24 protein-coding genes and 4 tRNA genes are annotated in these 24,182 nt (G+C 68.5%); 7 read left to right on the top strand and 21 right to left on the bottom strand.

Features of this window, described 5'->3' with window-relative positions; all coding sequences use genetic code 11:
• Window positions 1-82: 82 nt before the first annotated feature.
• The gene (rpoB, locus tag ACYU7G_RS11870; RefSeq protein WP_461108058.1) at window positions 83-3,562 is read right to left on the bottom strand and encodes a DNA-directed RNA polymerase subunit beta; all 3,480 of its coding nucleotides are present in this window, start codon (window positions 3,560-3,562) and stop codon (window positions 83-85) included.
• 456 nt (window positions 3,563-4,018) lie between these two features.
• Here rpoB and ACYU7G_RS11865 point away from each other — a divergent pair, with 456 nt between their 5' ends.
• The gene (locus tag ACYU7G_RS11865) at window positions 4,019-5,041 is read left to right on the top strand and encodes an endonuclease domain-containing protein (RefSeq protein ID WP_461108055.1); all 1,023 of its coding nucleotides are present in this window, start codon (window positions 4,019-4,021) and stop codon (window positions 5,039-5,041) included.
• Window positions 5,042-5,122: 81 nt separating this feature from the next.
• Here ACYU7G_RS11865 and rplL read toward each other — a convergent pair whose 3' ends face one another.
• Both rplL and rplJ read right to left on the bottom strand, forming a co-directional pair.
• Entirely contained in the window at window positions 5,123-5,518 is a 396-nt protein-coding gene (gene rplL / locus ACYU7G_RS11860; protein WP_461108053.1) for a 50S ribosomal protein L7/L12, read from the bottom strand.
• A gap of 52 nt (window positions 5,519-5,570) precedes the next feature.
• Window positions 5,571-6,206 (bottom strand): 50S ribosomal protein L10, encoded by a 636-nt coding sequence (gene rplJ, locus ACYU7G_RS11855; RefSeq protein WP_461108051.1) that lies wholly within the window; start codon window positions 6,204-6,206, stop codon window positions 5,571-5,573.
• 313 nt (window positions 6,207-6,519) lie between these two features.
• Between rplJ and ACYU7G_RS11850 the strand changes: the two genes are divergently transcribed.
• The 4 genes from ACYU7G_RS11850 to ACYU7G_RS11835 are packed head-to-tail and all read left to right on the top strand — an operon-like array spanning window position 6,520 to window position 9,721.
• Window positions 6,520-7,419, top strand: coding sequence for an ABC transporter substrate-binding protein (locus ACYU7G_RS11850; protein ID WP_461108049.1), 900 nt, complete (start codon window positions 6,520-6,522; stop codon window positions 7,417-7,419).
• A 3-nt stretch (window positions 7,420-7,422) separates the two neighbouring features.
• Entirely contained in the window at window positions 7,423-8,367 is a 945-nt protein-coding gene (locus ACYU7G_RS11845; RefSeq protein ID WP_461108047.1) for an amino acid ABC transporter permease, read from the top strand.
• Entirely contained in the window at window positions 8,364-9,149 is a 786-nt protein-coding gene (locus ACYU7G_RS11840; RefSeq protein ID WP_461108045.1) for an amino acid ABC transporter ATP-binding protein, read from the top strand. Before ACYU7G_RS11845 ends, ACYU7G_RS11840 begins: the two co-directional genes overlap by 4 nt.
• Before the next feature lie 5 nt (window positions 9,150-9,154).
• Window positions 9,155-9,721, top strand: coding sequence for a hypothetical protein (locus ACYU7G_RS11835; RefSeq protein WP_461108043.1), 567 nt, complete (start codon window positions 9,155-9,157; stop codon window positions 9,719-9,721).
• A 7-nt stretch (window positions 9,722-9,728) separates the two neighbouring features.
• On the opposite strand, the gene ACYU7G_RS11830 is transcribed toward ACYU7G_RS11835, so the two are convergent.
• The 14 genes from ACYU7G_RS11830 to ACYU7G_RS11765 all read right to left on the bottom strand — a co-directional run bounded on the left by ACYU7G_RS11830 (window position 9,729) and on the right by ACYU7G_RS11765 (window position 19,868).
• Window positions 9,729-12,809, bottom strand: a complete 3,081-nt coding sequence (locus ACYU7G_RS11830; RefSeq protein ID WP_461108041.1) for an endo-1,4-beta-xylanase — start codon at window positions 12,807-12,809, stop codon at window positions 9,729-9,731.
• A 167-nt stretch (window positions 12,810-12,976) separates the two neighbouring features.
• Entirely contained in the window at window positions 12,977-13,678 is a 702-nt protein-coding gene (gene rplA, locus ACYU7G_RS11825) for a 50S ribosomal protein L1 (protein ID WP_461108039.1), read from the bottom strand.
• A 92-nt stretch (window positions 13,679-13,770) separates the two neighbouring features.
• A complete protein-coding gene (gene rplK, locus ACYU7G_RS11820; RefSeq protein WP_461108037.1) occupies window positions 13,771-14,196 on the bottom strand; it encodes a 50S ribosomal protein L11 in 426 nt (141 codons plus the stop codon).
• An 81-nt stretch (window positions 14,197-14,277) separates the two neighbouring features.
• Entirely contained in the window at window positions 14,278-15,099 is an 822-nt protein-coding gene (nusG, locus tag ACYU7G_RS11815; RefSeq protein WP_461108035.1) for a transcription termination/antitermination protein NusG, read from the bottom strand.
• Window positions 15,096-15,668 (bottom strand): preprotein translocase subunit SecE, encoded by a 573-nt coding sequence (secE, locus tag ACYU7G_RS11810; RefSeq protein ID WP_461108033.1) that lies wholly within the window; start codon window positions 15,666-15,668, stop codon window positions 15,096-15,098. Before secE ends, nusG begins: the two co-directional genes overlap by 4 nt.
• Window positions 15,669-15,752: 84 nt before the next feature.
• Window positions 15,753-15,825 (bottom strand) — tRNA-Trp (locus tag ACYU7G_RS11805).
• Between the two features lie 122 nt (window positions 15,826-15,947).
• Complete coding sequence (locus ACYU7G_RS11800; RefSeq protein ID WP_461108031.1) at window positions 15,948-17,135, bottom strand: peptidoglycan-binding protein; 1,188 nt, start codon at window positions 17,133-17,135, stop codon at window positions 15,948-15,950.
• Window positions 17,136-17,246: 111 nt separating this feature from the next.
• Entirely contained in the window at window positions 17,247-18,344 is a 1,098-nt protein-coding gene (locus ACYU7G_RS11795) for a UDP-N-acetylmuramate dehydrogenase (protein ID WP_461108029.1), read from the bottom strand.
• Complete coding sequence (locus ACYU7G_RS11790) at window positions 18,337-18,753, bottom strand: MaoC/PaaZ C-terminal domain-containing protein (protein ID WP_461108027.1); 417 nt, start codon at window positions 18,751-18,753, stop codon at window positions 18,337-18,339. The genes ACYU7G_RS11795 and ACYU7G_RS11790 overlap by 8 nt, the downstream gene beginning before the upstream one ends.
• Window positions 18,746-19,171 (bottom strand): FAS1-like dehydratase domain-containing protein, encoded by a 426-nt coding sequence (locus ACYU7G_RS11785; protein WP_461108025.1) that lies wholly within the window; start codon window positions 19,169-19,171, stop codon window positions 18,746-18,748. Before ACYU7G_RS11785 ends, ACYU7G_RS11790 begins: the two co-directional genes overlap by 8 nt.
• 86 nt (window positions 19,172-19,257) lie before the next feature.
• Window positions 19,258-19,428, bottom strand: coding sequence for a 50S ribosomal protein L33 (rpmG, locus tag ACYU7G_RS11780; RefSeq protein ID WP_143937037.1), 171 nt, complete (start codon window positions 19,426-19,428; stop codon window positions 19,258-19,260).
• A 34-nt stretch (window positions 19,429-19,462) separates the two neighbouring features.
• Window positions 19,463-19,538: transfer RNA gene (locus tag ACYU7G_RS11775), tRNA-Met, on the bottom strand.
• Between the two features lie 35 nt (window positions 19,539-19,573).
• Window positions 19,574-19,646: transfer RNA gene (locus tag ACYU7G_RS11770), tRNA-Thr, on the bottom strand.
• Window positions 19,647-19,782: 136 nt separating this feature from the next.
• A tRNA-Tyr gene (locus ACYU7G_RS11765) sits at window positions 19,783-19,868 on the bottom strand.
• 111 nt (window positions 19,869-19,979) lie between these two features.
• Here ACYU7G_RS11765 and ACYU7G_RS11760 point away from each other — a divergent pair.
• Entirely contained in the window at window positions 19,980-20,471 is a 492-nt protein-coding gene (locus ACYU7G_RS11760; protein ID WP_461108022.1) for a YajQ family cyclic di-GMP-binding protein, read from the top strand.
• A 5-nt stretch (window positions 20,472-20,476) separates the two neighbouring features.
• Window positions 20,477-21,379 carry an exodeoxyribonuclease III gene (locus tag ACYU7G_RS11755; protein ID WP_461108021.1) on the top strand — a complete coding sequence of 301 codons (903 nt, stop codon included), beginning with the start codon at window positions 20,477-20,479 and terminating at the stop codon, window positions 21,377-21,379.
• Here the strand turns inward: ACYU7G_RS11755 and mptB are convergent.
• From mptB to ACYU7G_RS11735, 4 genes are read right to left on the bottom strand one after another with little or no spacing between them, the layout of a single operon-like run.
• Complete coding sequence (mptB, locus tag ACYU7G_RS11750) at window positions 21,355-22,857, bottom strand: polyprenol phosphomannose-dependent alpha 1,6 mannosyltransferase MptB (protein WP_461108019.1); 1,503 nt, start codon at window positions 22,855-22,857, stop codon at window positions 21,355-21,357. The two genes, ACYU7G_RS11755 and mptB, sit on opposite strands and share 25 nt — an antisense overlap.
• Window positions 22,850-23,155 (bottom strand): 4Fe-4S binding protein, encoded by a 306-nt coding sequence (locus tag ACYU7G_RS11745; RefSeq protein WP_461108017.1) that lies wholly within the window; start codon window positions 23,153-23,155, stop codon window positions 22,850-22,852. Before ACYU7G_RS11745 ends, mptB begins: the two co-directional genes overlap by 8 nt.
• Window positions 23,152-23,694 carry an NADH-quinone oxidoreductase subunit C gene (locus tag ACYU7G_RS11740; RefSeq protein ID WP_461108015.1) on the bottom strand — a complete coding sequence of 181 codons (543 nt, stop codon included), beginning with the start codon at window positions 23,692-23,694 and terminating at the stop codon, window positions 23,152-23,154. The genes ACYU7G_RS11745 and ACYU7G_RS11740 overlap by 4 nt, the downstream gene beginning before the upstream one ends.
• A complete protein-coding gene (locus ACYU7G_RS11735) occupies window positions 23,687-24,073 on the bottom strand; it encodes an NADH-quinone oxidoreductase subunit B (RefSeq protein ID WP_461108013.1) in 387 nt (128 codons plus the stop codon). The genes ACYU7G_RS11740 and ACYU7G_RS11735 overlap by 8 nt, the downstream gene beginning before the upstream one ends.
• Window positions 24,074-24,182 lie beyond the last annotated feature (109 nt).

The following is a 24,182-nucleotide window of genomic DNA, read 5'->3' as shown; positions in this document are numbered from 1 at the left end:
TTTTGGTTGATCGGGACCGAGCCCCAACCGCGGTCGCAACCACGGCCGGGGGCACACGGGGACGGAGCCCCCGTGCGATTACTCAGACTTCGCCGACGTCCATGAATCCGGTGTCACCGCCCGGGCGACGGCCCAGGTCGATGCCGAAGTCCTCTGCGGAGCGCAGGTCCTCCTCGGAGTCACGCAGGTCGATGATCCGGCCGTCGTCGGAGAGCACCTCGACGTTCAGACACAGCGACTTCATTTCCTTGACGAGAACCTTGAACGACTCGGGGATGCCCGGCTCGGGGATGTTCTCGCCCTTGACGATCGCCTCGTAGACCTTCACGCGGCCGGGGACGTCGTCGGACTTGATGGTCAGGAGCTCCTGCAGCGCCCAGGCGGCACCGTAGGCCTCGAGTGCCCACACCTCCATCTCACCGAAGCGCTGGCCACCGAACTGTGCCTTGCCGCCCAGCGGCTGCTGGGTGATCATCGAGTACGGCCCGGTGGAGCGCGCGTGGATCTTGTCGTCGACGAGGTGGTGCAGCTTCAGCATGTACATGTAGCCGACACCGATCTTCTCCGGGTACGGCTCGCCGGAGCGGCCGTCGAAGAGGCGGGCCTTGCCACCCTCGTCGATCAGGCGGTCGCCGTCACGCGTGGGCAGGGAGTTGCCCAGCAGACCCTGGATCTCCTGCTCGTTGGCGCCGTCGAACACGGGGGTGGCGACCTTGGCGTCACCCTCCACACGGCCGAGGCCGACCTCGCGCAGGCGCTCGGCCCAGGCCTCCTCGACGCCGGTGACGTCCCAGCCGGTCTTGGCGATCCACCCGAGGTGGTTCTCCAGCACCTGGCCGATGTTCATTCGCGAGGGCACACCGAGCGGGTTCAGGACGATGTCGACGGGGGTGCCGTCCTCGAGGAACGGCATGTCCTCGATGGGCAGGATCTTGGAGATGACGCCCTTGTTGCCGTGGCGGCCGGCGAGCTTGTCACCGTCGGAGATCTTGCGCTTCTGGGCCACGTGCACGCGGACCAGCTGGTTCACGCCGGGGGGAAGCTCGTCGTCCTCCTCCGAGGCGTCGAAGACGCGCACGCCGATGACGGTGCCGGACTCGCCGTGGGGAACCTTCAGAGAGGTGTCGCGGACCTCGCGGGCCTTCTCACCGAAGATGGCGCGCAGCAGGCGCTCCTCGGGGGTGAGCTCGGTCTCGCCCTTCGGGGTGACCTTGCCCACGAGGATGTCTCCCGCGGAGACCTCGGCGCCGATGCGGACGATGCCGCGCTCGTCGAGGTCCGCCAGCATCTCGTCGGAGACGTTGGGGATGTCGCGGGTGATCTCCTCCGCACCCAGCTTCGTGTCACGGGCGTCGACCTCGTGCTCCTCGATGTGGATCGAGGTGAGGACGTCGTCCTGGACGATGCGCTGGGAAAGGATGATGGCGTCCTCGTAGTTCAGGCCCTCCCAGGGCATGAAGGCGACGAGGAGGTTCTTGCCGAGGGCCAGCTCGCCCTGGTCGGTGCAGGGGCCGTCGGCCAGCGGGGTGCCGACCTCGACGCGGTCACCGGGGGCCACCAGCGGGCGCTGGTTGATGCAGGTGCCCGCGTTGGAGCGCACGAACTTGTCGAGCTTCCAGGTGGTGTAGGTGCCGTCGTCGTTGGCGATCTCGATGAGGTCCGCCGAGACGGCGTGGACCACGCCGGCCTTCTTCGCGACGGTTACGTCGCCGACGTCGACCGCGGCACGGTACTCCATGCCGGTGCCCACGAACGGGGCCTCGTTGCGGACCAGCGGGACGGCCTGGCGCTGCATGTTGGCGCCCATCAGGGCACGCGAGGCGTCGTCGTGCTCGAGGAACGGGATCAGCGCGGTGGCCACAGAGACCATCTGGCGCGGGGACACGTCCATGTACTCGACCTCGGCGGCCGAGACCGCGTCGGCGTCACCGTGCTTGATGCGCACGAGCACGCGCTCCTCGGTCAGGCGGCCGTCCTCGTCGAGCGCGGCGTTGGCCTGCGCGATCGCGTAACGGTCCTCCTCGTCGGCGGTCAGGTACTCGATCTGGTCGGTGACCTTGCCGTCGACGACCTTGCGGTAGGGGGTCTCGATGAAGCCGAACGCGTTGATGCGCGCGAACGTGGCCAGCGAGCCGATCAGGCCGATGTTCGGGCCTTCAGGGGTCTCGATGGGGCACATGCGGCCGTAGTGCGACGGGTGGACGTCTCGGACCTCCATGCCGGCGCGGTCACGCGAGAGGCCACCGGGGCCCAGCGCGGACAGGCGACGCTTGTGCGTCAGGCCGGCGAGGGGGTTGTTCTGGTCCATGAACTGCGACGACTGGGAGGTCCCGAAGAACTCCTTCAGCGCGGCGGTCACGGGCCGGATGTTGATCAGGGTCTGGGGCGTGATCGCCTCGATGTCCTGGGTGGTCATCCGGTCACGGACCACGCGCTCCATGCGGCCGAGGCCGGTGCGGAGCTGGTTCTGGATCAGCTCGCCGACCGTGCGGAGGCGACGGTTGCCGAAGTGGTCGATGTCGTCGGCCTCGACGATGACACCGTCCAGGTCCTCCTTGTGCTCGTGGAGGGCCACGATGTACTTGATGGAGGCGACGATGTCCTCGATGGTGAGGACCTGCTGGTCGAACGGCAGCTCGAGACCCAGCTTCTTGTTGATCTTGTACCGGCCGACCTTGGCCAGGTCGTAGCGCTTCGGGTTGAAGTAGTAGTTCTCCAGCAGCGCCTGGGCGGCGTCGCGCGCCGGGGGCTCGCCCGGACGCAGCTTGCGGTAGATGTCGAGGAGGGCCTCGTCCTGGGTGTGGACCGAGTCCTTCTCGAGGGTGAGGCGCATCGACTCGTAGTCGCCGAACTCCTCGAGGATCTTGTCCTCGGTCCAGCCGAGGGCCTTCAGCAGGACGGTGACGTTCTGCTTGCGCTTGCGGTCCAGGCGGACGAAGACCATGTCCCGCTTGTCCACCTCGAACTCCAGCCACGCACCGCGCGAGGGGATCACCTTGCAGGAGTAGATGTCCTTGTCCGAGGTCTTGTCGGGGGTCTGCTCGAAGTAGACGCCCGGCGAGCGTACCAGCTGGGACACGACGACGCGCTCGGTGCCGTTGATGATGAAGGTGCCCTTGTCGGTCATCAGCGGGAAGTCGCCGATGAACACGGTCTGGGACTTGATCTCACCGGTGTCGTTGTTGACGAACTCGGCGGTCACGAAGAGGGGCGCGGCGTAGGTGACGTCGCGGTCCTTGCACTCCTCGATGCTGTGCTTGGGCTCCTCGAAGCGATGGTCGCGGAAAGACAGCGACATCGTCTCGTTGAAGTCCTCGATGGGCGAGATCTCCTCGAAGATCTCCTCCAGGCCGGAGCGGGTGTTCACGTCGGTGCGGCCTGCAGCCAGGCGCTCCTCGACGGACTTGCTCCACTCTTCGTTTCCGATCAGCCAGTTGTAGGCGTCGACCTGTAGGTCAAGCAGGTTTGGGACCTCGAGCGGCTCGTGGATCTTCGCGAACGAGATCCTTCCGCTGGTCGATACGACATTGGTGTTCTTCAACGCAGAGCGCGAGGTTGCCAAGATTCGGTCCTTCCAAGAACGCGAGAAGCTGGTTCTTCGCACAGCAAAAGACCCGTGTCAAATGACAGGGCACGATTGCATAGCAGGGCAAAAAACCACTATAGGCCACGCCGAACGAATCGGCAACCCGCTGACCGGACCCCGGGGAGGTCTCCATCGACCTGCCGCAAGCATATCCGAGAGACCTGACAGATGCCACGACCCGCCGGGCGAACGGCGGGTGAACTCCGGCCACGACACCGGCCGGGCCCGCACCGTCGTGCCGCCGCCGCGGGTGGCCCGACCCGACACGCCGATCGGATTCCACGGAGGGGGCACCGGTGCCCCCTCCCCCAGATTCCTTCGGCATGTCGGGTCGCTGCAAGGGACTGGCCCCACCCGAGGGCCACCGGGAGTTGTCCACAGGGCGTGGGGGTCAGTGACGGATCGACGTCAGCGACTCCCAGAGTTCGAAGTATGGAGCACCTCATCCGGCAGCATGCCCGGGACGGCATCGTCGCACGCAAGGACCTCATCGCCGCGGGGTTGACCCGAAGCGCGCTCAAGGGCGCGGAGGAGGCGGGGCCGCTGGTACGTCTCAGCCGCTCGCTGTTCGCAACTGCCGAGACCGCCGAGGGCGTGGTCACGGCGGTTGCCGCAGGCGGCACGCTGACCTGCCTCTCGGCACTGGAACTCCTGGGGGTCTGGACGCTCGGCGCCGGCCCTGACCACCACGTCCGACGCAAGGAGCGGCGACGGCGTGACGGACCCGTGCCAGGAGCGCAGGAATGCAGGTCCCTGCTGACTCATCGCGGTGCCCCGGTGGATTCCCTGGACGCGGCGCTCGTGGCAGTCGTGCTGAACCACTCGCCGGAGGACGCCGTCGTGGCACTGGACTGCGTGCTGCAGGAGGAACGTCGGACCCGTTCCGAACTCGAGGAGCTCTTGGCCAAGGCCCCGGCCTACGCACGTCGCCTGCTGGCGCGCGCCACGGGACTCGCCGAGTCACCTTTGGAGTCCGTAGTGAGGTACCGGCTGGGCCAGCGCAAGGTTCGGGTTCGATCACAGCACCGAGTGCCGGGAGTCGGCCGGTTCGACCTGCTGATCGGTGAGCGCATCCTCGTGGAACTGGACGGGTTCGAACACCATCGCACGCGCAAGCAGTTCCGGGAGGACCGCCGTCGCGACAGGCGGGCGCCAGAACTCGGCTACGTGGTGCTTCGATTCACTTGGGAGGACGTGATGCATGACTGGTCCCGGGTGCTGCGGGAGATCCTCACCTACGTCAGCAGCGACTTCCATCGACGACCACCGCGAGGCCACGGCGCCACTGACCCGACGCGCCGACCAGAATCGGCGCAAGGGGCACCGGTGCCCCTTCCGAGCGATCCCATCGGCGGGTCGGGTCGAGCCGACGGCGTGGCCGCAGCCGCGAGCACGACGGTAGCCGCGGCGGACCACCCGACGGCGACGGGCAACGACGTCGCCGTGGCCAGTTGAGCGGCCCACAGGTCCCGGCATGACGAATGGCCCGCCCCCAGAAGGGGACGGGCCACTCGGAGTTGGTCGGTCAGACCGGGGTCACTTGACCTCGACGGAGCCGCCGGCGGCCTCGAGGGCCTCCTTGGCCTTGGCCGCGGTGTCCTTGTCGACCTGCTCGAGGACGGGCTTCGGAGCGCCCTCGACGAGGTCCTTGGCCTCCTTCAGGCCGAGGGAGGTCAGTGCGCGGACCTCCTTGATGACTGCGATCTTCTTGTCGCCACCTGCGGTGAGGATGACGTCGACCTTGTCGGAGCCGGCCTCTTCGGCACCGGCGTCGTCGCCACCGGCAGCGGCCGGGGCAGCGGCAGCCACGGCCACCGGAGCGGCAGCGGTGACCTCGAAGGTGTCCTCGAAGAGCTTGACGAACTCGGAGAGTTCGATGAGGGTCATTTCCTTGAACGCGTCAAGGAGGTCTTCCTTGGAGAGCTTCGCCATGTTGGGCGTTCCTTTCGTCAGTTCGTCAGCAGCAGTGCTTGCTGCGGGCGGATCATTCCGCAGCGTCTGCTGCTTCGGTTGCCGCGTCGGCGGCGGGGACGTCGCCAGTGGCGGCGTCGTCGTTCGTGGCCTCGGCAGCCGGCACGGAGCCTGCGCCACCGATGAGGGCCGGGTTGGCCTCTGCGGCACCCTGGAGGGCACCGAGCAGACGGGCGCTCTTGGACAGCGGGGCTGCCAGAGTGCCTGCGGCCTTGGCCAGGTTGCCCTTGAGCGCACCAGCCATCTTCGCCAGCAGGACCTCGCGGGATTCGAGGTCAGCAAGCTTCAGAACCGTATTGGCGTCGAGGAACTTTCCGTCCATGACGCCGCCCTTGATTGCCAGGAACGGATTTGCCTTTGCGAAGTCGCGCAGCCCCTTGGTGGTGGAAGCGACATCACCCGAGATGAACGCGATGGCGGTGGGGCCGGTGAAGGAGTCTTCGACACCCTCGATCCCGGCTTCCTTCGCTGCAATCGCGGCAAGGGTGTTCTTCGCAACGGCGTAGGTGGCGTTCTCTCCGAGCGTGCGACGCAGTTCCTGCAGTTGCGCGACGGTGAGACCGCGGTACTCGGTAAGCACGGCAGCCGCAGACTCGCTGAAGCTTTCCTTCAGCTCTGCGACCGTGGCTGCTTTGTCCGGCCTCGCCATTGGGTCTCCTTTCCTAACTGTTGACAGCCGGCGCACCCTGGCGGGGAGCCCCGGCGCCGATGACCCAGACAAGAAAAAGACCCCGTCGCCAGGTGGCGCGGGGCTGCACAGCACAGCTGTGGAACACTTGCGATCACCTGCGCGGGCACCCTCTCGGGAATTCAGACTCTCGTCACCTGCGGTCTTCGGCTGGAGCAACATTACCCGCCCCCACGGCAACGGACCAAATCGGCTCCGCCCACCCGATGCGGTTCCACACGGGGCGCTGGGATATCCTCTTGGATTGAACCATCAAGCACCACAAGGAGAATCGATGCGCCTGCGCCCGATCATCGCCGCTTCCGCCGTCGTCGCCCTCGCGCTGACGGCCTGCTCGACCCCCACCGACGAGACCGCGACGCCGGCCGAGTCCACCGACCGCACCTACGACGTCTCGGGCGTGGCGAAGGTCGACGAGATCGCAGCGCTCCTGCCGGCCGACGTCGCCGACTCGGGCAAGCTCGTCATCGGGGCATCGATCGACTACGCGCCGGCGGAGTTCCGGGCGGAGGACCTGCAGACCGCCATCGGCTACGACGTGGATCTCGGCAAGGCCCTCGGCAACGTGCTGGGCCTCGAGGCCGAGGTCTCCGCAGCCGAGTTCGACTCCCTCCTGCCGGGCATCGGCACCAAGTACGACGTCGGCATCTCCTCGTTCACCATCACCGAGGAACGCACCGCGAACTACAACATGATCAGCTACATCGAGGTGGGCTCCTCCTACGCCGTCAAGTCCGGCAACCCCACCGAGTTCGACCCCGACGACGTGTGTGGCACCACCATCGGGGTCCAGACCGGCACGTACCAGGAGGAGGAGCTTGCCACGTTCAACGAGGCCTGCGCCGAGGCCGGCGAGGAGGCCATCGAGGTGCTCCCCTACGGCTCCCAGTCCGACGTGACCACCAACGTCATCGGCGGCAAGGCCGACGCCTTCTACGCTGACTCCACCGTCGCCTCCTACGCGGTCGAGCTGACCAGCGGCCAGATGGAGGTCGTCGGCGGCATCCGCGACTCCGCCCCGCAAGGCATCGTCGTGAACCAGGACGACCCGGACCTCACCGCAGCCATGCAGGCCGCCATGCAACACCTGATGGACGACGGCACCTGGGAGGCCATCCTCACCAGCTGGGGCAACGCCGACGCCATCATCACCACCGCCGACGTCCACCCCTGATCCATGGCTGACGCCCCGGAGCTGATCAAGGCCCGCCCAGTCCCCAGGCCCAGCCTGTGGGTCTGGGCGGCCGTCGTTCTCGTCCTGGCCGCGATGTTGGTCAACAGCCTGCTGACCAACCCCAACTACCGCTGGGACGTCGTCGGCCAGTACCTGTTCGACCCGCGCGTTGTGGCCGGCGTCGGCTGGACCCTGCTCCTGACGCTGGGGGCCATGGTGATCGGCATCGTGCTCGCGGTCACGAGCGCGGTGATGCGGATGGGCACCAACCCGGTGCTGCGGGCGATGTCCACGGTCTACATCTGGTTCTTCCGCGGCACCCCCGTCTACACCCAGTTGGTGTTCTGGGGCCTGCTTTCGGTGCTCTACCCGCGGCTGAGCCTGGGCATCCCGTTCGGCCCGGAGTTCTTCGTATTCACCACCGCCGACGTCGTCAACGCCACCGTCGCCGCCCTCCTGGGTCTGGGCCTCAACGAGGGCGCCTACCTCTCCGAGATCGTCCGCTCCGGCCTGAACTCGGTCGACGACGGGCAGTGGGAGGCCGCCTCCGCGCTGGGCATGAAGCGCTCCACGACGCTGTGGCGGATCATCGTCCCGCAGGCCATGCGCGTGATCGTGCCCCCGACTGGCAACGAGACCATCTCCATGCTGAAGACCACCTCGCTGGTGCTCGCCGTGCCGTTCACCCTGGAGCTCACGTTCGTCACCAACGCCATCGGCAACCAGAACTTCCTGCCCATCCCGCTGCTGATCGTCGCCGCCATCTACTACCTGGTGATCACGTCGGTGCTGATGGTGGGCCAGCACTACCTCGAGGGCTACTACGGCCGCGGGTTCGACGGCAAGGACTCCACCCCCGGCTCCACCCGCGGCATGTCGAAGCGCCAGCAGGCCATCCTCGCCGCCCGTACCACGCACGCCGACCCCTACCTGGACATCACCCCATGACTGCTCCCACCGCGAAGATCCAGATCGACGGCGTGCACAAGTTCTTCGGCGAACTGCACGTCCTCAAGGGCGTGGACCTCACCGTCGCGCAGGGCGAGGTGGCGGTCCTGCTGGGTCCGTCCGGGTCCGGCAAGTCCACCCTGCTGCGCTGCATCAACGGCCTGGAGGAGTTCAACGCCGGCCGCATCCACGTCGACGGTGAACTCGTCGGCCTGCGCGAGGTCACCAGGCGCGACGGCACCGTGGAACTCCACCGCCGCACGGACTCCGACATCGCCCGCCAGCGCTCCCGGATCGGAATGGTCTTCCAGCGCTTCAACCTGTTCCCGCACCTGACCGCCCTCGCCAACGTGATGGAGGCGCCCCGGAAGGTGCGGCGTCTGTCTCGGGCACAGGCCGAGCAGCGCGCCCGCGACCTGTTGGACCGCGTCGGCCTGGCCGACCGCGCGGGACACTACCCCGCGCAGCTCTCGGGCGGGCAGCAGCAGCGCGTCGCCATCGCCAGGGCACTGGCCATGGAGCCCGAGCTGATGCTCTTCGACGAGCCCACCTCGGCGCTGGACCCGGAACTTGTGGGTGAGGTGTTGGGCGTGATGAAGGACCTCGCCGCGTCGGGCATGACGATGGTGGTGGTGACCCACGAGGTGGGGTTCGCCCGCGAGGTGGCCGACCAGGTGGTCTTCATGGACGACGGCCTCGTGGTGGAGGCGGGGACCGCCGCCGAGGTGATCGGCAACCCGAGCAACCCCCGCACCAGGGACTTCTTCGCGAAGGTGCTCTGAGGCCGATGGGTCAGCGCCGCGGCAGGGCCACGCTCGGGATGTTGGCGGCCACGCTGGCCGTGGCGGGCTGCCAGTTCCTGTCCCCCGCCGACGAGGCACCGACGCGGGACCCGGATCCCGGCACCACCGCACCTCAGACTCCCGCCACGTCTGCTCCCGAACAGACCTCCCCCACTCCCGCCTCACCCGCTCCCGGCCAGACGATGATGTGGCAGGGCAGGGCGACGTTCGACAACTTCACGGTCGAACTGCTGGAGGACACCGGGGAGGGCGAGATGATCGAGGGCAAGGCCGGCCTGCCCATCGAGGTGTGCGTCACGAAGGCACTCGAGGCCGGGCAGCCCTCCCGGGTCTCGCTCGAGCCGTGGCACCTCGAGGACTCCAACGGCAACGTCCAACGCCCCCAGGTTCCCGGAGCGTACGAACCCGCCTTCCCCGCGGAAGGATCCTACGGGGAAGGCGAGTGCGTCTCCGGCTACCTGACCTTCGACCTGATCACGGAGCCGGTCGACTACGTGGAGCTGGTCTACGCCAACGGCCTGGGCGACCGCGCCGTGTGGCAGTTCCACTGAGCGGGAGTCACCGGAACCGGACGATGTTGTTCAGCACCCACCCGGCGGTCTTCCGGTAGGTCCACACGTCCCCGTCCAGGCTGGCTGCCACGTGGTCGGCCCATGCCCAGGTGCGGCAGCCGCCGCGTCCGGTGACGGCGGTGTCGCACTCGGTGCGCCACCTGCGACCGTCGGCTGCGGTCCACTCCCCCGGGTGCCCCAGCGGGTTGTCGGCCCACTGCGCACGGGTCAGGTGCGGCAGGTAGGTGAGGTTGTTGAAGTGCCATCCCGTCTCACCGACGAACCGACCGTCCACCACCTTGACCTGGGTGGCCCAGATCTCGGTGAAGCAGCGGATGGTCTGCGAGTACGGCTCGCAGGAGGTGTGCCACCAGCGTCCGTTCACGTGGTGGAACCCCGGCTTGGAGTACAGGTCGTCCACCGGCGACGGTGCAGGCTCCTGCGGCGTCGGCGTCGGCGAGGGCGTCGGAGTCGGGCTCGGGGAGGGCGACGGCGACGGGGCCGGTGACTCGTCGGCCAGCAGTCGGGCGACTCCCCAGCGGGAGGTGTTCTGGTAACCGAGGCCGGTCGGGTCCGCCCAGGTGGTCACGCCGGTGCGCTCCCCCGCGACGCCGTCGTTGACCTGCACGTCGAGGCCCTGGATGGTGCCCGCCCCGCCGTACTCGCCGAGGTCGATGGCCGCCTCTACGCGGTAGCCGGTCTCCGTGCGGGCCGTAGCGCTGGTGACACGCGCCAACTGGGTGGCCTCGTCCCCGGTGCCGAAGGACAGTTCGCCGTCGACGTTGATCCGGATCTGGGTGTCCGTGGCCTCGTAGGCGCCGCCCTTGCGGTTGCCGAGGTCCACGAAGAACTCCACGGAGTCCTGCACCCACGGGTCGGAGGAGGACAGGTCGATGACGGCATCGGTGACCTCTGCGAGGAGGTACAGCTGCGTGCCGTGCCACAGCGCCCTGACCTCCGCGGTGGCGGCGGTCTCGTCGCCGGTGAGGACCCGGTCCGTGGTCAACGACTCGGCGCCGGCCCAGGCGGCCTCCAGCTCGCCGTCCACGACGGGCGCCTCAGCGGTGTGGGCGACGTCGATGGCGGAGAGCTCCTCCACCAGCGCGACCGAACCGAGGGCGGCTCCGGCGTTCCAGTCGACGCCCCCGGCGGGCGTGGCGACGGAAAGGTCGAAGGCGATGCTGTCACCCTCGGCCAGTTCGGCGGGCACGTGGAGCAGGGCGGTCCAGCCTTCCCCGTCGTCCTCGACGACGGCGTCGGCCGAGTCCCGTGCGAAGGTGACCGTCTGCTCGCCCAGGGTCACGGTCACGGCGGTGGCGTCGTCGGCGAGGTCCGCCCAGACCACCAGGTGCTCGGGAGTCCACCGGAGCTGGAACTCGGCCGCCTCGCCGGCGGCGTGCAGCGGCAAGTCGGCCCACAGGGGATCGGCCAGGCCCTCGGCCGTCAGCGGGACGTCGCCGGCGAACACGACGGCGTCGCGGATGATGGGGGTGAGTTCCTCGGAGTCGACGATGCCGTAGTAGGCATCCTTGGCCGAGTAGGTCCCGCTGAAGGCCAGCGGCGCCTGCTCCGAGCGCCAGCTCCGGTTGTCCGTGAGCCCCCAGATGGTCACCGAGAACAGCTCGTCGGCACGGTCCCGGAAGACCTGGAAGGCGTCGCGGTAGAAGTGGCCCTGCTGCACCAGAGCCGCCTCCGTCACGGGGGTGCCGACGGTGACGTCGAGCTCGGTGACCGCCTGGATGACGGGCAGGTCCGAGAACCGCTCGATGGCGGCGTCGAGGGTGCTGATCGGGGTGGACAGGTTCAGGTGGAACTGGTGTCCGACGCCGTCCAGCGGGGCGCCCCGCTCCAGCAGGCCTTCCACCACCTGGCGGTATCGGTCCTGCTTGCCGCCCTGCTCGGTGTTGTAGTCATTGATGAACAGCTTCACGGGACGCTCCACGCCCGGCTCGGCGTGGACGTCGTTGAAGGCCTCGTCGGCGTAGGCGAAGGCGAGGTCCAGGTAGTCGGTCCCGAGGATGCGGTACCACTCGGAACGGCGCAGGCCGTCGTCGGTGCGGTCATCCGAGATCACCTCGTTGACGACGTCGAAGGCTACGAGCTTGTTGGTCTCGGAGCCGAAGTTGCCGAAGTTGGTGGCCAGGTGCTCGGCGACGTCGAAGATGTGGTTCTCGAGCCGTTCCCGGAGCACCTCCCGGTCAGCCTCGGAGTCGGTGAGGGGCTCACCGGCGTCGTCCTGGAAGAACCACTCGGGGACCTGGCTGTGCCACACCAGCACGTGCCCGTAGACCGACAGGTCGTTGGCGGCCGCGTAGGCCATCAGGGCGTCGGCCTGCGGGTCCGGACTGAAGTTGCGCTCCTCGTCGTACCAGGCCTCGGGCTTCATGTGGTTCTCGGGGGTGATCTGCCCGAAGTGGCGCAGCAGCAGTTCGGAGGCCAGACCGGTGGTCTCGCGCTCGTCGATGGCCACACCGACGGGGAACTCGACAGTGTCCTTGATGGGCAGCAGGTCCTGCACCTCGCCGACGACGGCGCCGATGGAGATGTCGTCCACGAGGAAGTCCGCGGTTCCCGATGCGGTCTCGAAGTACAGCAGGTTCGGTGCCTCCGGCATGGTCACGGTGGTCTCGATGCTGACCCACTCCCCCGCCCCGACTCCGGTGGCAGTGGTCAGGGTGACCCACTTGTCACCGGCGTCGTCGGGAACGTCGCGCTCCATCGAGACGCGGATGTCCGCAGGCTCCTCGGCACCCGCGGGCAACTTCACCCAGGCGGCGAGTTCGTAGACCTGTCCGGCCTCCAGGACACCGGCGACCGAGGCACCGAGACCGTTCCAGGCGGCGGTCCGGCCGGAGACCAGCGCGGCGCTCTCGCCGCCGTGGGCCTCGGCCACGAGCGTGGCCGAGGCATCGCCCGAGCCGCGCACGCCCCAAGGCTCCAACTGGGTCTCGAAATCGGTCGTGAGCGGTGTCTCGACGGTGTCGGCCGCTGCGGGTCCGGCCAGCATGCCGGCGCCGAGCGCGAGGGCCGCGGCCAGTGCGGCGGTGAGTATTCGTCTTGGTGCGGATGTGTGTTGTTCCAGCGTCATTGGGTGCTCCCTTGCAGTCTCTGACGGTGCTGTGGGACTCACCCTAGGGATATTAGTCCGTTCCTGCAACAAATTTCGTTGAGTTTCGGAACCCATGTCTGCGGGCATGCAGAACGGGGTGGGCGCCGCGCGCCCACCCCGTCGTCCAGTGTCCTGGAAACTGCTTGTCAGTCCGCGGCCGGCTTGATCGCCGCGGCATCCACGAGCACGCTCGGGCTCATGGTGGCGGAGATGGCGATCTTGCGCAGGTAGCGCCCCTTGGAGGAGGCGGGCTTCAGGCGAAGGATCTCGTCGAGGGCCGCGAAGTAGTTGTCCGCGAGCTGCTCGGCCGAGAACGAGGCCTTGCCGATGAGGAACTGCAGGTTGGAGTGGCGATCGATACGGAACTCGATCTTGCCGCCCTTGATGTCGGAGACGGCCTTCGCCACGTCCATGGTGACGGTGCCGGTCTTCGGGTTGGGCATCAGGCCACGGGGGCCGAGCACGCGGCCCAGACGGCCGACCTTGCCCATCATGTCCGGGGTTGCCACGACTGCGTCGAAGTCGAGGTAACCGCCGGCGATCTTGTCGACGAGGTCATCGGTGCCGACCTCGTCGGCGCCGGCCTCGAGCGCGGCTTCAGCCTTCTCACCGGCCGCAAAGACGAGGACCCTTGCCGTCTTTCCGGTGCCGTGGGGAAGATTGACCGTGCCACGGACCATCTGGTCCGCCTTGCGGGGGTCGACGCCGAGTCGCATGGCGACGTCGATCGTCTCGTCGAACTTGGCCGAGGCCATGTCCTTGATGAGGCGCAGGGCCTCCTCGGGGCTGTAGAGCTGCTCCTCGGAGCGCTTCTCCGCGGCCGCGGCGTATGCCTTGGTGTGCTTCATTCTGGTTCCTTCCTCGGCAGCCTCGCGGGCTGCTCCACCAGTTCCTGGTGTGGGGTTGCACTCCCCTGCCAGGGAAATTCGGGATGTTGGGATCAGTCGGTGGAGATGCCCATGGAGCGGGCAGTGCCTTCGACGATCTTCATGGCGGCCTCGATGTCATTGGCATTGAGGTCCGGCAGCTTGGTGGCGGCGATCTCGCGGACCTGGTCCTTCGAGAGCTTGCCGACCTTGTTCAGCGCGTTGTCAGAGCCCTTGGCCACGCCGGCGGCCTTCTTGATGAGCTCGGCAGCGGGCGGGGTCTTCGTGATGAAGGTGAACGTGCGGTCCTCGTAGATGGTGATCTCGACGGGGATGACGTTGCCGCGCTGGGACTCCGTCTGGGCGTTGTAGGCCTTGACGAACTCCATCATGTTGACGCCGTGCGGACCGAGGGCGGTACCGACGGGCGGGGCAGGGGTGGCTGCGCCAGCCTGCAGGGCGATCTTTACGACCGCCGAAACCTTCTTCTTGGGAGGCATGGGTGGGTCCTTTGGTTGGTTGTGGAACTGGTCCCGTTTCAGGCGACGCCCTGGGCCCGGGACCGGGCGCAACAGTTCAGCTTAGACGACTCTCTCGACCTGACGGAATTCGAGGTCGACGGGCGTCTCCCGCCCGAGGATCTCGACGAGGGCACGCAGCCGCTGGCTGTTGGCGTTGATCTCGGTGATCGTGGCATGGACCCCGGTGAAGGGACCATCGGTCACCATGACGGAGTCGCCGACCTGGAAGTCGACGACCTCGACCTTCTTCTTGCCCCGCGCCGCACTGGCGGTTCCGGCCGACTCGGCCGCGACCTTCGCAACCACGGAGGGGGTAAGCATCTTGAGCACCTCGTCCACGCTGAGCGGGACGGGGGTCTGGCCGTGGCCGACGAAGCCGGTCACGGACGGGGTGTGGCGCACGACGCCCCAGGACTCGTCCGTGAGGTCCATGCGGATCAGGACGTAGCCCGGCAGGACGCAGCGCGTGACCGTCTTGCGAGTGTTGTTGCGGATCTCGACGACGTCCTCGGTGGGAACGACCGTCTCGTAGATGTAGTCCTCCATGTTGAGCGACTGCGCACGGGAGTCCACGTTCTGCTTGACGCGGTTCTCCATGCCCGAGTACGTGTGGATGACATACCAGTCGCCGAACTTGGACTCGAGCTCCTCCCGAAGCTGCGCGATCGCGGCTGCGGTGGCGTCGTCGTCCTCGGGCGAGGGCTTCGACTCCTCGGCCTCCTCGTCGTCGCTGAGGTCCACCTCGGCGGTGTCGTCCTCCTCCTCGGAGGACTCCTCGACGGCACCGAAGTCGATCTCGACGTCGTCGGCGGGCTCCTTCTCGGGACTCAGGTCACCGAGGTCGATCTCGAAGTCTTCTGCGCCGGTCTCGTTCTCACTCATCGGTCATCTCCAAACAGGCTGAGCAGACCCCAGCCGAAGAACAGGTCGAGCAGGCCGATGAAGGCGATGAAGAACAGGACGAACACCAGCACGGCGCTGAAGTAGCTGACGAGCTGGGGCCAGGTGGGCCACACGACCTGCTTCAGTTCTGCGGCGGACTGCTCCACGAACTTCGCCGGGTTGCCGGCGCGGTAGGGGTCGGTCTCCTCGCGCTCACTCTCGGACCGCTTGCGGGTGGCGGTGGTCTTCTTGACGGGGGCCTTCGCGGTCTTGCGGGCGACCCGGACGGTCTCCGTCGCGGCGGCGTTCTCCTCTTCGGAGAAGCCCTCCTCGAGCTTTGCGATCTCCGCGTCATCGGCCTCGGGGGCGATGTCCTTCTTGCGGACGGGAGCCTTGGCGGTCTTGCGCGGCACACCCTGGGCGGCGCTGGTGGATCCGCTGGCAGGGTCGCTGGCGGCTTCGACGTCGGTGGCCTCGGCCACGTCGTCGGTTGCGGCTTCCAGTCCCTCGGCCGACTCATTCTCGGCGAGTTCGTCGAACTCGTCCGATTCCGGAGTCTTGTCGCTCACGCGCTTACCCTTCGGTCAACAAACAAAATGCCTTCCGCCCCAACGGGACGGCAGGCGCCTTTGAAACAGTATCGGACTGCTTCGCAGGGCAGGAGGGACTCGAACCCCCAACCTGCGGTTTTGGAGACCGCTGCTCTGCCAGTTGAGCTACTACCCTTCATGACTCCATCAGCCGGATCCGCTGTGCTGGAGGCACAAGGAATCATAGGCAAACTTCGCCAGATCCCCAATACTAGGCCACTTCCCCCCGTCGCGTCGAACCGGGGTCCGCGGCCCTGCTCACCAGTCGAGCATCCGGGCCCACACGACGGCGGTGACCACACCCGTGGGACGGATGTCGTGGTGGCGCTGGAACGCCTTCACGGCATCGACGGTAGTGGCGCCGAAGATGCCGTCGGTCGGGGCCTTGAACCCGGCCTGCTTCAGCTCGAGCTGCACGGCCGTCACGGCGGCGCCACGGGCCCCCTGCGAGAGCTTCGGCAGGAGGGCCGCCCAGGTCTTGTCGTCCATCACGCCGGTGGCGCCGAGGGCGACCTTGCGCTGCCAGTCCACCACGGCCTGCTTCGAGGCCGCGCCGAAGATGCCGTCGACCTCGAGGCCGGCGGAGTTGTAGGTGTTGAGCAGGTGCTGCAACGTGGTGACGCCCTGCTCCCGCGCTCCGGTGGAGTAGGCCGGGAAGTCGGGGCCGGGGACGAACTGGGGGATGACGTCGGGCTTGGCGGGGGCGGCCGGCAACGGCTTCGGCTGCCAGTCCGGGTTGAACCCGGCGGTGGGCACCGTCGGCAGGTCGTACTGGTAGAGCTTGTGCGTCACCATGATCGAGATGACCGTCTTGGAGTAGTTGGGGTCCGTCGCGTACCCGGCCCGGTGGACCTCCCGGATGAAGTTGTCCGGGTCGTCGCTGTACTTGAAGGCCCCCCGATAGCGGCTGTTGCCGGACAGCAGGCGCCCGTAGTCCAGCAGCGAGTCACCGACGGTGGCGTACGTTCGGAAGGAGGACACCTCCTCGTACCAGCCGTTCGAGCCGTGCTCCCTGGAGCTGACGTCGACGCAGCCGTTGGAGTAGGGCGTGGAGCCACCGCACTTGATGGAGAAGTAGCTGTTGATGGGGTCCTGCGCCATCTTCGAGCGCCCCCAGCCCGTCTCCAGCGCGGCCTGGCCGATGGCCACGGAGGCCGGGATCCCGGTGTTGGCCTGGTTCTTGCGTGCGGGCTCCACGAGGCTCGCGATGAAGCCCTTCGTGTCCGCGGCGGCGGCCGCCTCGATGACGGCGTTGGGTTCCAGCGCCGTCTCCGGGTTGCTGAAGGCCTGGGACAGCGGCACGGGCTCGGCGGTGGGGTCGGCCCCCACGGGGGTCGCGGTGCCGTCCACCGGATCGGCGTTGGCCGACTGCACTGTGGGAACAAGGCACAACACGAGGCTGGCGACGGCGGCCAGCGCCACGGTCGCGGTGCGAAGCGAACGCAAGATCTCGTCCTTCCGGATGCCGGCCGCACAGGGGGGAAGCGGCCCTCCGGCAGCAACCTAGCCGAGCGCCGCCCGCATCCGGGAGCCACCTGAACCTCGGCTTCAGCTTCCTCAGGCGTCGCCGAGCGCGGTGCCCACGAGGTTCACCTCCGGCACCAGCCGGATCCCGAATCTCTCCTCGACGCCGTCGCGGACAGTGGTGGCGAGGGCCACGAGATCGGCTGCCGAGGCCCCGCCCCGGTTGGTGAGGGCCAGCACGTGCTTGCCGGACAGCGCGGCCCGCGGACCACCGTGGCCCTTGCCGAAGCCGGCGTGCTGGATCAGCCAGGCGGCGCTGGTCTTGACCCGCTCCCCCGCCGGGTAACGGGGCGCCTCCGGTGGCAGGGCGGCGGCCTCCTGCGCACTCAGGACGGGGTTGGTGAAGAAGGAACCCGCGCTCCAGGTGTCGTGGTCTTCGGCGTCGAGCACCATGCCCTTGGACCCGCGGATGGCGAGCACGGCGTCACGGACCCGACGTGACGGGGCCCGCTCCCCCACCTCCATCCCGAGCCCCCGGGCGAGGTCCGGGTAGGCGATGGGTGCGCCGAGGTCCCCCAGCCGCAGTTGGAACGTGACCCTGAGCACCAGGTGGCGGTGGGGTTCGGCCTTGAACCGGGAGGTCCGGTACCCGAAGCCGCAGTCCGCGGCCGCGAAGGTCTTCTGCGTCCGCTCCACGCGGTCCCAGGTCAGCACGGACGCGATGGTCTGCGAGACGTCGGAACCGTAGGCGCCGACGTTCTGGATGGGCGTGGCACCCACCAGCCCGGGGATGCCGGAGAGTGTCTCCAGCCCCACCCAGCCCTGCTCCAGGCTGTGGGCGACGAAGGCGTCCCAGTTCTCCCCCGCGGCCACCTGCACGGTGGCGCCCGCGCAGTCGGAGACGACGGCGTCGACGCCCTTGGTGGCCACGCGCACGACGGTCCCGGGGAAGCCCTCATCGGCGACGAGCAGGTTGGAGCCGCCCCCGAGCACGAGGACCGGCTCGCCCCGCGCGTCGCACTCGGCGACGGTGTCAATGAGCGTCCGGTCGTCCGCAGCCACCACCATCCGTGCTGCCGGGCCGCCCACCCGCAGCGTGGTGTGGTCCGCGAGCAGGTCCGAGGCGGGACCGACGTCGTCGCTGCCCGCGTGGGTGGAGCGGGTCACCTCGCAGGTGGGGCCCTCAGTCAATGCGCACCTCCGCCCGGGCGGCCCCCAGGACGGCGTCGTCGCCGCAGGTGGCGGTGATCCCGAGCTTGGCCACGCCGTCGGTGACGTCGGTGACGGTGGCGTTCACGACCACCTCCACACCCTCGTCGTCGTCCGGCACCACCACGGGACGGGTGAAGCGGACGAAGTACTGCTGGACCCGGGCCGGGTCCCCCACCCAGTCGGTGATGATCCGCAGGGCGGCACCCATGGTGAACATGCCGTGGGCCACCACGCCGGGCAGGCCGATGGCCTGCGCGTGGCGGTCGGAGAAGTGGATCTCGTTGAAGTCGGTGGACGCACCGGAGTAGCGCACCACCGTGGAGCGGGTGACGGGGATCCGCAGTTCCGGGAGCTGGTCCCCCTTGGCGAAGGTGCTGGGGTCAGTCATCGGAGTCCTCCCGGGTGTGCATGAGGGTGGAGCGGGCGGCGATCGCGGTGGTGCCGTCCACGGCGAGGTCCACGACGATGCTGACCATGTCCAGGCTGCCCCGGTTGCGGACGCGTTCGATGGTGAGGGTGGCCACCACGTCGTCGCCCTCCCGCAGGGGGCGCGTGACCTCGAAGGACTGGTCCCCGTGCATGGTGCGGTGCAGGGCGAGGCCGAAGTCCGGGTCCTCGAACAGGTCTCCCCAGGCCTGGGCCGCGATCACTGCGGCGAACGTCGGCGGCGCCACCGGGTCCTCGGCGAAGTAGGCGGGGTTGCGGTCCCCGATCGCGGTGGCGAACTCGGCGATCTTGGCGCGGCTGACACGGTACGGGGCGGACGGCGGATAGCTGCGGCCCGCGTGCTCGGGTGTGATCGGCATGGGATCAGGCTAGGGCATCGTGCCCGTGAAGACAGCGACGGCCGCCCCCGGTGAGGGGACGGCCGTCGGTTCTGGTCCTGTGCGGCTCAGCGGGTCTCGCGGTGCGCACGGTGGGTGCGGCAGCGCGGGCAGAACTTGCTCAGCTCAAGACGATCCGGGTCGTTGCGCCGGTTCTTCTTGGTGATGTAGTTGCGCTCCTTGCACTCGGTGCAGGCAAGCGTGATCTTCGGGCGGACGTCCGAACCCTTCTTGGCCATGATTTTCCTCGTTTCGAATCCTGGGGCTGAGTTGTGGTGACGAGGGCGGGACTTGAACCCGCGACACAGCGATTATGAGCCGCTTGCTCTACCGACTGAGCTACCCCGTCGAAGTTCAACCCCGAGGGTTCCCGAAGAAGAACAGAGCCCCCATGCGGAATCGAACCGCAGACCTTCTCCTTACCATGGAGACGCTCTGCCTACTGAGCTATAGGGGCCAGCCGACGACCAAACATACAACAAGATCCGTTTCCGTCCCAAATCGGGCCGGGCCTTGACCTCCACCGACCTTCCCGTTGGCCGTCGAGGCCGGAAAGGCAGTGTTCAGGCCCCGGACCAATCCGATCCGAGGCCTGGTGGCAGGTGCAGGATTCGAACCTGCGTAGGCGTACGCCGACGGATTTACAGTCCGCTCCCATTGGCCACTCGGGCAACCTGCCGTGCCGGGCGAAACCCAGCGATGCAAGAGCCTACAGACAAACTGGCGCCCGTGGCAAAGTGAGGCGGCGCTGGCACAATGGTCGGCACATCCAAGCCCGCAGGAGGACCCCATGGCATCCGAGAGCTCGTTCGACGTCGTCAGCAAGGTTGACCGCCAGGAGGTCGACAACGCCCTGAACCAGGCCGCCAAGGAGGTGCGCCAGCGCTTCGACTTCAAGAACACCGACGCGTCCATCAAGTGGTCCGGGGAGGCAATCGAGATGGAGGCCGTCTCCGAGGACCGAGTCAACGCCGTCCTCGACGTGTTCCAGACCAAGCTCGCGCGCCGGGGCGTGAACCTGAAGGCCCTCGACGCCGGCGAGCCCCGCCAGTCCGGCAAGGTCTGGAAGATCACCGCCGTGACCAAGGAGGGCATCAAGACCGAGGATGCCAAGAAGGTGGCCAAGCTGATCCGCGACGAGGGCCCCAAGGGCGTCAAGACCCAGATCCAGGGCGAGGAGCTGCGTGTGAGCAGCAAGAGCCGCGACGCCCTCCAGGCGGTCCAGAAGATGATCAAGGACCAGGACTACGACTTCGCCGTCCAGTTCGAGAACTACCGCTGACCTGCATGGAGACTCTTCGACTGGGAACCCACAACGTCAACGGCATCAGGGCCGCGCTCCGCAGGGGCGCGGCCCGGTTCTGGGACGCCAGCGACGCCGACGTGATCGCCCTGCAGGAGGTGCGCTGCCGGGTGGCGGACCTGCCGGAGAACGCCTTCGGTGACCACCACGTCGTCCTCGAGGCCGGGCAGCTGGCCGGCCGCAACGGCGTCGCGGTCCTGACCCGCGTCCCGCCCGCCCGGGTGCGGACCCTGTCCGGGACGGCCCACATGGGCGCCCCCGGCGCCGAGCTGGTCGAGGAGACCGTGGAGCGGATCGCCAACCGCGACCTCGCCCTCTTCGCCGACGAGGGGCGCTACGTCGAGGTGGACCTCGGCGATGCCCCGGTGCGGGTGGCGTCGCTGTACCTGCCCAAGGGGGCCGCCTGGCCCCACGAGGAGGGCTCGAAGGACAAGTACGACCGCAAGATGCGCTTCCTGCGCGGCTTCGCCCGGCTGCTGACCGCATCCCGGCGCGAGGCCGCAGCGCTCGGGCGCGAGTTCGTCGTCGTGGGGGATTTCAACATCGCCCACAGCCGTCAGGACCTGCGCAACTGGCGCGGCAACCAGAAGTCCGAGGGCTTCCTGCCGGAGGAGCGGGACTGGTTCGGCAGCGTCACCGGGCCGCGTCGCCTCGTCGACGTGGTGCGCCACCTCGAACCGGAGGCCGACGGCCCGTACTCGTGGTGGTCCTGGCGCGGGCAGGCCTTCGTCAACGACTCGGGCTGGCGCATCGACTACCACCTGGCCTCGCCGCGGCTGGCGCGGGCGGCGCTGCGCCACCACACGGCCCGCGAGGCCAGCTACGAGGAGCGGATGAGCGACCACTGCCCCGTCGTGGTGGACTACGACCTGACCGCGCTGGGCTGAGGCGGGGCCGGGGCGTCCCAGTCCTGGTCCAGTTCGTGGGACTTCACGGACTCGTACAGCGCCCACACCAGCAGCAACCCGATCAGCCACGGGCCGTTGCGCAGGGCGAAGTTCATCGCGGCGTACCCCAACAGCACCGCGGTGACGACGATCGCCACCCGCAGCCAGCGGCGCGTCGGCCTGGTCATCGGGAACAGCACCCCGCCCCAGACCACGTACCAGGAGTGGATGGCGGGTGCGCAGAACGCGAACAGCAGGAACGACCAGCTGACGAAGTGCAGCGGGCGACGCCCCAGGTGGCGCACGGCGATCCAGACGATCCCGACCGCACACACCACGATGCCGACGGCGCGCGCCACGTTGATCGCGGTGCGGCCGTCCGGGCTCGGGTCCAGCCCGAAGAAGTCCAGCACGTACTGGAGGGCGTGTCCAAGCACGCTGAACGGGGAGACGGTGTCCACCATGCCGGGCACGTTCACCGCGTTCACCCATCCGAAGCCGAGGCCGGTGGCGACGCTGATGCCTGCGAACACGGCCACCGAGATGAGCAGGGACGCGAACCCTCGCATGACCGCCACGGCCACCGGGCGGGCCTTCCAACTGGTCCAGGGGGCCACCAGGAACGGCAGCGCCACCGCCGCCAGGAATGCGGGCTGCTTGATGCTGGCGGCGACCCCCACGACGACGGCCCCCGCCCACCAGTGCCGGTACTTCATGGTGAGCCAGATGCCCAGCAGCATCAGCCCGGTCATCAGGGAGTCGTTGTGCATGCCGCCGACGAAGTCGATCACGAGGATCGGGTTCAGGACGGCGAACCAGCTGGCGGCGTACGGGTCGATGCGCATGCGGCGGGCGATCCGGGGCACGAGGAGCCCGATCAGGGCCACCCCGAGCAGTGCGGGGATGCGCATCAGTTGGGCCGACCACAGCGGGTCGAACCCGGCCGCCACGACGAGCCAGTGGCTCATCCGCAGCGCGAGGGGCCCGTAGGGGGCGGGCGTGTCCCGCCACACCCAGGCCACCTGGTCGGCGAAGGTGCCGGGCAGGACCCCCGGCCCGACGGCGTAGGGGTTGACGCCGTTGTGCAGCATCCACCCCTGGGCGGCGTAGGAGTACGCGTCGTGGGAGAAGATCGGCGGGCCGAACAGCAGCGGCAGGGCGATGACGCCGAACACCGCCCAGTGGCGCAGCTGCGGCAGCCCCTTGGCCCGCCGCCGGGAGGGCCGCAGGCGCAGCCAGGACTCCAGCAGCAGCGCCAGGCCCACCATGGTGAGCACCGTTCCGGCCCACTTGGACACCGGCCCGTCGAGGCGGAGTTGGTAGAGCACCTCCCACACCGGGGAGGCCTGGGGCAGGTATGCCGGGCTGAGGGAGCCCAGCAGGATCAGCAGCGAGCCGAGGAACCCGAAGCGCACGGCACGTGTCCCGACCGCCTGCCGGAGTGCGTCGCGTGCCTCGTCGACCCGGCCCCTAGTCACGGGTGAGGCCATGGAGCAGGTCGGAGAGCCGTTCGGTGGCCGGGACGTGGGCGCCGTCCCACAGCAGCGCATCGGTGGGGCACTGCTCGATGCAGACGCCGCAGTACATGCACAGTGCCCAGTCGATGGTGAACGTGTCCAGCACGTTGTGGGTCCGCTCCCTGGCCCCGGGCGCGGGCGCGGACTTCTCCGTGTGCGAGGTCAGGGAGATGCACCAGGTGGGGCACTCCCGGGCGCAGATCATGCAGGAGGTGCAGCGCTCCTCGACGAGCGCGATGGATCCGTGCGCTTGGCTCATCGTCCCCTCCTGACCCGGGTGCCGGAGGCGGACAGGGCGATCTCCGCCGGGGTGGCCTCGGGGTCCGCCAACAGGTCGGCGTCGGGCACTCCGGGCGGGACGAGCTTGCGTCGGCCCGGACTGGCGTCGGACTCCCCCGGTTCCAGGGCGCCCGGCCACCGCCCCTGCACCCTCGGTTCCAGCAGGAAGTCCTTGCGCAGCGGCGCCCCGCCCGCATGGTTGAGCAGCGGTGAGTCGTCGTCGCCGGTGAAGCTGACGCCGAAGAAGTCGTGGACCTGGCGCTGCAGCCAGGCGGCACCCGCGTAGAGGCCGGTGATGCCGGCCAGCTCGCCGCCGTCCCGGTCCACCTGCGTCACCAGCCGCAGCCGCCGCGCCCCGGTGGCGTCGTCGAGGAACAGCAGGACGCGGACGTGATCCGAGCGGCCCACCTCGTCGACCGCCGTCAGGTTGGCCAGGTGGACGTGGCCCTCGGCCCGGGCGCGTTCCACCCGCGCGAACCACTGCGCCGCGGCAACCTGCTCGATGGTCTCCTCAGCCACGGCGCACCTCCTCCAGGACGGCCGTCAGCGCCTCGGGCGGCGGGGGGCAGCCCGCGATGAAGCGGTCCACCTCGACCCCCATGTCAGCGGCGCCCTTGGCGACGGAGTAGGAGTCCCAGTAGGGCCCGCCGACGCAGGCGCACGAGCCGAACGAGACCACGACGGGCTTGCCGGGCAGGCCGGCGATCAGTTCGCGGACGGCGGGGGCGACGGCATGGGTGATGGTGCCCGACAGGGCCACCACCAAGCGGGCACCCTCGGGCACCTCGAGCACGTCGGAGGTACCCGCCGCCGCCTGCGACTCGAGCGCGCAGCACGCCAGCGGGACGTCGACGACGTAGACCGAGGAGTCCCCGAACCAGTCCTTCGCCTGCAGCATGTCCTAGATCCTACGATGAGCCGGTCCGCCCTGAATTCCGCAATGGTTTCCATGCTTATCGGTCTGCCTACAATGTGATGCGGGACACGGCCGTGGCCCATGAATTTGG

It is taken from the genome of Tessaracoccus terricola (genome assembly GCF_054776555.1).
The sequence above is the reverse complement of the archived record's forward strand: the minus strand, read 5'-3'. Positions and strand labels throughout refer to the sequence as shown.